This is a genomic window from Paenibacillus sp. Soil766 (genome assembly GCF_001428105.1).
In the GTDB taxonomy this organism is placed as follows: domain Bacteria; phylum Bacillota; class Bacilli; order Paenibacillales; family NBRC-103111; genus Paenibacillus_E.
In genome coordinates, this window is the sequence record NZ_LMSJ01000035.1 from 50,762 (window position 1) to 56,761 (window position 6,000).

Annotated in this window: 4 protein-coding genes, 5 tRNA genes and 1 rRNA gene; 1 reads left to right on the forward strand and 9 read right to left on the reverse strand. The window is 48.8% G+C overall.

Features of this window, described 5'->3' with window-relative positions; all coding sequences use genetic code 11:
- The first annotated feature begins 36 nt into the window (after window positions 1-36).
- A complete protein-coding gene (locus ASG89_RS25860) occupies window positions 37-849 on the forward strand; it encodes a hypothetical protein (protein ID WP_057313909.1) in 813 nt (270 codons plus the stop codon).
- Window positions 850-947: 98 nt separating this feature from the next.
- Here ASG89_RS25860 and ASG89_RS25865 read toward each other — a convergent pair whose 3' ends face one another.
- From ASG89_RS25865 to rrf, 9 genes are all read right to left on the reverse strand, one after another.
- Window positions 948-2,972 carry a transglycosylase domain-containing protein gene (locus tag ASG89_RS25865; protein ID WP_235549923.1) on the reverse strand — a complete coding sequence of 675 codons (2,025 nt, stop codon included), beginning with the start codon at window positions 2,970-2,972 and terminating at the stop codon, window positions 948-950.
- Window positions 2,973-3,090: 118 nt separating this feature from the next.
- Window positions 3,091-3,969 (reverse strand): aldo/keto reductase, encoded by an 879-nt coding sequence (locus ASG89_RS25870; protein ID WP_057313910.1) that lies wholly within the window; start codon window positions 3,967-3,969, stop codon window positions 3,091-3,093.
- A gap of 68 nt (window positions 3,970-4,037) precedes the next feature.
- The gene (locus ASG89_RS25875) at window positions 4,038-5,333 is read right to left on the reverse strand and encodes an MFS transporter (protein WP_082593616.1); all 1,296 of its coding nucleotides are present in this window, start codon (window positions 5,331-5,333) and stop codon (window positions 4,038-4,040) included.
- A 36-nt stretch (window positions 5,334-5,369) separates the two neighbouring features.
- A tRNA-Pro gene (locus ASG89_RS25880) sits at window positions 5,370-5,443 on the reverse strand.
- Window positions 5,444-5,460: 17 nt separating this feature from the next.
- Window positions 5,461-5,537: transfer RNA gene (locus tag ASG89_RS25885), tRNA-Arg, on the reverse strand.
- Window positions 5,538-5,622: 85 nt separating this feature from the next.
- Window positions 5,623-5,702 (reverse strand) — tRNA-Leu (locus tag ASG89_RS25890).
- Between the two features lie 19 nt (window positions 5,703-5,721).
- A tRNA-Lys gene (locus ASG89_RS25895) sits at window positions 5,722-5,797 on the reverse strand.
- Between the two features lie 7 nt (window positions 5,798-5,804).
- Window positions 5,805-5,881 (reverse strand) — tRNA-Met (locus ASG89_RS25900).
- Between the two features lie 29 nt (window positions 5,882-5,910).
- A 5S ribosomal RNA gene (rrf, locus tag ASG89_RS25905) occupies window positions 5,911-6,000 on the reverse strand; the annotation flags it as partial.

The window sequence follows — 6,000 nt, forward strand, 5'->3', positions numbered from 1 at the left end:
CCTTCGGCTCGAAAGCTGTTAACGGAGGTGTTTAGGATGCACAAAAGAAAAAAAATAACGATTATTGCTATTGTCATAGCTACCCTGATGCTCTGTGGTTGGACTGCATATGCTACAACTTCATCCAGTGAGACAACGTCTACATCCATCCAAGGTAAGCTTACGGTCCTGACAGCAGATTCGATTACTTTACATACCGATACTGGTGATCAAACCGTTCCTTTGGCTTCATCCGTCTGGGTGTACATGAATGACGAGAAAGCACAGTTAAGCGAGTTACACACTGGAGATGAGATTGAAGTCATATTGAATAACAAAAAGCAAGCCGCCTATGTCAAGGGATCTTCAGAAACCGCACTCGCTTCTGAATCCCCACAGCCCGTCTCTCCCGTACCAAGCGAATCACCTGTACCTGTTCCTAATTTGGCAGCTCCCAGCCCAACTGTGGGGCCAACCGCTTCTCCTACGAAGGCAGCAAATAGACCAGAAGCTTCCCCACCAGATAGTCGTTCTGACCTGAAGGATGTGGAGGTTAGCGTAGAAGGGCAGCATTTCAACTTTCATCTGAAGCAATCCAAGGGAGCAAATGGTCCTCAGTTTGATCTGAGCATCCAGTCACCTCATGCCGGCAGAATTCATCTTACAGGTTCTCAAGCCCAAGCTTGGATCTCCAAACTCCTTGGATCTGTTGACCTCAGCGCACCTGGTGCTCAGCAAGTACTAAGCGAGCGACTTGCCAAACAATACGATCTAGATGCTGGCAAGTTGAAGTTTCATGTCAAAAATAAAAATGCCGACAAAGAAAAGAATGAGAAAAAGCGCGGTAACAGCGATAAACGTGACGATTAAGAAAAACCAGTTAGCACCCGATTGTGCGGATGCTAACTGGTTTTTTTGCAGGTGTCTGTACCGAGAATTCACTTTGAGGGATGGACGCCCTACAGAGTTCATTTTCGCTTGTCTTTCCCATGTCCATGCCCTTGCTCCGCTTGCTTCTGCTGTTCCTTCTCCTTCTCCTTCTCCTTCTCTTTGTCCTTCTTCGATGGTGATTCATTCGAGGAAGAGCTTTCCTTCTGAGGCTGCTCGACACTCAACGGCGGAATATCAAAAGGAACAACAGCTGTTTGAGCTAACGCACGACTCAACATCTCACGAAATAATACAGCAGGCACTGCCCCGCCTGAAGTTGTTAAATAATGCGTCGCATCTGTTCGGTCATAACCAACCCATACCGCTGCCGTCAATTCCGGCGTATAGCCAACGAACCAAGCATCCTTGGCACTTCCGCTGCCAATCCCCTCAAACTCCTTCGTCGCCGGCAGTTGCGTCGTACCTGATTTTCCAGCAACGGGACGGTTCATGGCCGCATTTTTCCCTGTACCTTGCACTACGGCCGTCTGCAGCATCGCTGTCATGGCATTAGCCGTTTCAGCGCGCATCACCGATTGTCCCTTCCCTTTCGCTTGTACAAGCAGATGTCCGTCATTTGTCTCGATTTTGGTGATCAAATGCGCGGGATTTAAGATGCCCTTCGCAGCAAAAGCACTAAAGGCTTGCGCCATCTGCAGCGGAGATACACCCTCAGAAAGCCCGCCAAGCGCGATCCCTAGCTGACGGTCTTGTGCAGGCAGCGTTATCCCCAAAGATTTCGCGAACTTCAAGCCATTATCAATGCCAATCTCATGTAAAAGCCATACAGCAGGAATATTCCAGGATGAAGTGATAGCCTCTTGCATTGATACTTGCCCCCTTGACTGGTGATCCCAATCTTGTGGCTGATAGCCTTCGATATTCAACGGCCCATCAAACAGCATGGTTGAAGGCTTGTAGCCTACCTCCAGGGCAGGGCCATACACAGCAACTGGCTTAAAAGAGGATCCTGGCTGCCTTTTTAACTGCGTCGCACGACTGAAGCCCCGGAATACCCCCTCTCCACGTCCACCGGCTAACGCTCTAACTCCACCTGATTTCTGATCGACAATAGCAGCACCGCTCTGTATAAGCTGATCTGGCTTGCTTTCTGGGAACAGACTGTTATTGTTCATCACATCGATAACTGCTTTCTGCACCGTAGGATCTAGCTCTGTGGTGATACGCAACCCACCGGTTAGCAATTGTTCTTCCGTAAACCCGTAGAGAGTGACAGCCTCATCAATCACTGCATCCACATAAGCCCGATTTCTCCCTTTGGCCTCATCTATATTGACCGTCTTCACGGCTCCAAGTGCTGAAGCAGCTGCTTTATCGTAATCCTCTTGAGATATTTTACCTTCCTTCTGCATCAGCTTTAGGACAGTATTCCTTCTCTCCAACGCCTGATCTTCATTTTGAAAAGGAGAGTAATGACTAGGTGCCTTCGGCAAAGCCGCTAACACCGCAGCTTCTGGCAAGGTGAGGTCTGACACATTTTTATTAAAATACGTTTTCGCAGCCCCCTGCACCCCCCAACTGCCTTCCCCGAAATAAATCTTGTTCAGATACATTTCCAGAATGTCATCCTTACTGTAGCTGCTCTCGATTTGGATGGCATAAGCCGCTTCCCGTAATTTACGCCCCACCGTTTTATCCGCAGTAAGAAAAAGGTTACGAGCTAACTGCTGCGTAATGGTACTGGCCCCTTCGGAGTAGCTTCCTTTGAGCACGTCACGGGCTACAGCACGGAAGATCGACTTCATATCTACCCCCTTATGCTCATAGAACCGTCTATCCTCTACCGCGACAATGGCATCAACCAACACCTGTGGGATTTCTTTAAAACTCACCGCATCGATCTTTGACGCCGACAACTGTGAGGCCATTTGACCATTCTTATCGAGCACAATGGATGCTTCTGGAAGCGGCTGATTCAAGAGAGATACATCAAGTCCTTTTATGTAAAAATAGCTCATGAACACCGCGCCAACACTCACCAATAAGACTGCGCTAACACCAACTTGCCAAAACCTACGAGGTACTGCCTTCATTTTAAACATAACCATGCCTCCTAACCTATCTCATAGTTATTCGTATGGCACCTCCAGTAAGTGTCGTATGAGCTCAGGAAGACACAAAAAAGCCTTCAACCCACAAGGAGGATGAAGGCTTATCCTATTAAGCAATCGACGTCGGTGCTCCAAAAACACTCGTATATCCACTAATCCTGCTCAGAATTCGTTCCATATCCTCGTTGCTCATCGTACCATAGCGCTCAACGGCATCCACAATTTTGGGAAATAAATGCACATCCCCCGCACTCGCAAAACCGCATACGCTCGGGAACGATAGCACGAAGTGCACACAGGCATCGATAATCTCCTGCTGATCAAAAGGCTCATACCACGTCGCATACGGCCGCTCCGCCCCTTCAATCCAAGGTGCCTTCGCAATGGCTTTGATCACCCGAATCGCCGTCTGCCCCTTGTTCGCTTCCTCCATCAGTGCATCTACAGCCTCACGATAGTCCGGCAACCCATACATATAGTAATTCAGTGGGAAGAGTATGGTGGCAAAAGGAAACCGACGTAGCGCTTCCAAATGAACCGCCGGCGCTTGATGCCCGTGACCTGTGATCCCGATTTCCTTCACAATGCCCTCGCGTTGCGCTTCTAATGCCGCTTCCAGTGATCCACCCTTTGCCGTGCAGCGGTCTAATTCCTCCATCGATCCCACCGCATGCAGTTGTAACAAGTCGACGGAATCTACCTTCATTCTCTCCAAGGAGCGATAGATTTCTTCCTTTGCTTCCTTTTTCGTTCTTTGCCCTGTTTTGGTAGCTAAAAAGATATCATTTCGCACCCGGCTTATCGTCGGGCCCATCCGCACTTCTGCGTCTCCATAGCTCGCCGCCGTATCAAAATGATCCACGCCATGTGCCAACGCATACGCGATCGAGGCATCAGCCTCCTCTTGTGTGACCTGTCCAAGACTAGCTGCACCAAACATCAACACAGAGGTTTCCCTATTCAATCGGCCTACTGTTCTCTTCAACATCCTTAGATTTGCTCCTTCTGTCATCAGATATATAACTCTTTATTTACAAATCTAATCACATTAAAACCTCAGTCCGCAGATATCTGTTTCATTTGTTTTCTTATATTGAGCTGTAACACTGCAGCTGCTGACAGCAACGCACACCCTGTTAATAAAAATACGGAATGAATCCCTACTAAGCCCCCGAGGAATCCGCCAATTAAAGGACCAATCATCATCCCTAATTGATTCGACGTTTGGTTAAGACTCATTGCCCTCCCTCGGAAGTCAGCATCAGACGCTTTCACAATAAGTGCACTCAGCGCCGGATAGACCGCCGCGAAAAATAACCCATAACTAAAACGAAGCACACCAAAAGCGATCAAATTGTGCGCAGCTAACTGCAGCAGATTTCCAATACCGCCACCGATTAAGCCAATGAGCAGTGTTTTGTCATAGCCTATTCGCTGCCCAATAATGCCCCATCTTGAGCCCATGATGACAGTCGCCACACCTGCAGCGGAGAAAATAATGCCCGAGCTCAAGGATGCCCCCTTGGCGCTTCCGCCGATTTCCACGACATAAATCGTTAAAAGCGGTTCCAAAATCATCACCGAAGTTGCCACTAATATGGTTAATCCAAAAATGGATAATAACTGCTTATTAGCCGTCGCTTGCTTAATATCCTGAAGCACACTTGGACGCGCCCCCGCCTTCTTGTGATGTACTTCCTTCACGCCAACTACGGCGATTACTGCCGAAATGAGTACGACGAATCCAGATGCCAAAAAACATTCTCTTGTCCCTACCCAATGGCTTAGCATACCCCCGAACAATGGGCCCAGAATGCTCCCAGCAGCCGTCGCTGTTGACATGACACTTAAGGCATAACCAACGTGCTTCTCAGGTGTGTTCGTACTGACTAAAGCCATTGATGCGGGGATATAGCCCGCCATAAGTCCCTGCAGCACACGAACAACAATAAACGTATACGGATCATTAACGAAATAGTTAAGAAAATAGACTGCGCTTAAGCTCAGCCCTGAACGAAGCAGCATCGGTTTCCTGCCATATTTGTCAGCTAAGGACCCCCAAAAGGGTGCGATAACCGCACTTGCGAGAAAGCTCACAGAGAACGTGATCCCCGACCATGCCTCCAAACCACTATGTATACCCAAGTCCTCTTGCAAAAATATAGGGATAAACGGGATCGAGAGTGTATACGCCATCGCGCAAAAAAATGCCCCAATCCATAAAATAAATAGATTCCGTCTCCAGCGTAGTTCCATCTTGTAGCCCTCCTCCTTGTCTACTATACACCAAGAGAAACTTGAATCCCAGTTGTTATTAGTAGACACGGATGCACAAAAAAAGCATAGACACATCAGCGCGAAGCTGACAGTCTATGCTTTCTTTCTGAATCGGGACGACACGATTTGAACATGCGACCCCCTGCTCCCAAAGCAGGTGCTCTACCAAGCTGAGCTACGTCCCGATACAATTGTGATAAGATGGCGCGCCCTGAGAGATTCGAACTCCCGACCTTTTGATTCGTAGTCAAATACTCTATCCAGCTGAGCTAAGGGCGCATAAAACTTTGGAGCGGAAGTCTACCGCTGAGCCACTTCCGCATAGGGATCCCCAAGCCGTAATCTACGACTTGGGGATGTTTGATGCGCGTAGAGGGACTTGAACCCCCACGGTCACCCGCTAGATCCTAAGTCTAGTGCGTCTGCCAATTCCGCCATACGCGCATGCTGTAAATAAGGCAAATGGTGAGTCATGTAGGATTCGAACCTACGACACCCTGATTAAAAGTCAGGTGCTCTACCAACTGAGCTAATGACTCAAATGATTGGTTGCGGGGGCAGGATTTGAACCTGCGGCCTTCGGGTTATGAGCCCGACGAGCTACCGGGCTGCTCCACCCCGCGTCAGTACTAAAGTTCCCGTTAGGGAAACTGCTTGGCAACGTTCTACTCTCCCAGAACCCTGCGGTTCAAGTACCATCGACGCTGGAAGGCTTAACGGTCGTGTTCGAGATGGGAACGCG